This is a genomic window from Nocardia asiatica NBRC 100129, assembly GCF_000308415.1.
Taxonomy (GTDB): Bacteria; Actinomycetota; Actinomycetes; order Mycobacteriales; family Mycobacteriaceae; genus Nocardia; species Nocardia asiatica.
The window spans coordinates 1-1,020 of sequence record NZ_BAFS01000349.1 but is presented as its reverse complement, the minus strand read 5'-3'; the positions used below and the strand labels follow the sequence as shown (position 1 = coordinate 1,020).

At 65.0% G+C, this 1,020-nt stretch carries 2 protein-coding genes; both read right to left on the bottom strand.

Annotation, left to right across the window (positions count from 1 at the left end):
* Positions 1-191: hypothetical protein (locus ON27_RS44420; protein ID WP_218003061.1), on the bottom strand; the 191-nt coding region annotated here is incomplete at its 3' end.
* Between the two features lie 139 nt (positions 192-330).
* The coding region (locus tag ON27_RS29345; RefSeq protein ID WP_043734812.1) for a multicopper oxidase family protein at positions 331-1,020 on the bottom strand (690 nt) is incomplete at its 5' end.

The window sequence follows — 1,020 nt, the reverse complement described above, 5'->3', positions numbered from 1 at the left end:
CTGCCAATCCCATATGCCGTGGCCAGATCGCCATGGGCAACCGTGGCGTTGCCACAGGAACTCACGTCCATTTCCAGGCGAGGCAGAGCGGGGTCGACAAGGTCGACCCCGCTCTGTGCCTCGACTCTCGTGGTATCAGCCTCGGCACCGCGCGGCTGAGTCGTCGCGACGGCTGCGGTGGGCCAGTGCATGCTGTCTCAGCCGGAACGCATTGGCCCCGCGGGCCGGAATCGGCTCGACTCCACACTCGATCGACGTCGCCGCCCGCATTTCCCCGGTGAATTGGCGTGATGGAGGTGCAGCAGTTCATGGCGGCGGCGTTGCTGCTGGTCAGTGCACGTACGATACGACGCTCATCATCCCTGCCTCGCCGTGATAGATGTTGTGGCAGTGCACCATCCACTGTCCGGGATTGTCGGTGTCGAAGTCGACCTCGAGGGTTTGCATGGGCAACACGATCGAGGTGTCCTTTCGGGGGCCGGTACCGGATCCGGTGACGACCTGGAAGGTGTGGCCGTGCAGGTGCATGGGGTGGAACATCATCGTCGTGTTGACGAACCGCAACCGAACCCGCTGCCCTTCGGTCACATCCAATGGGGAGTGGTCGGGGAACTCCTTGCCGTTGATCGTCCAGATGTACTTGTGCGTGTCCGATCCGAGGGTGACATCGAGCGTCTTGTCCGGTTTCTGGTTGGGCAGCCGCACGGATTCGACGGCGACGAGCCGATCCGCGGTGATCGGGCGCCCGGTGAGTTCGGCGGGGCGCACAGTGGCCGGGGGCGGGGTACCGCCACCGGTGCGAATCAGCGCGAAAGCGTGCCCGCTCTTGCCTTCCGGGGCGGCGACCAGTGGGAAGACGCCGTCGGTCAGGTCGATGATCGCGTCGTAGCGTTCGCCCATGCTGATCAGCAGGCTGGCACCGGTGACCGGCTGCACCGGATAGCCGTCGCTGTGGGTTATCCGGAGTTGGTGTCCGCCGACGGCGACGCGGAAGGCGGTATCGGAGGCGGCGTTGATGAT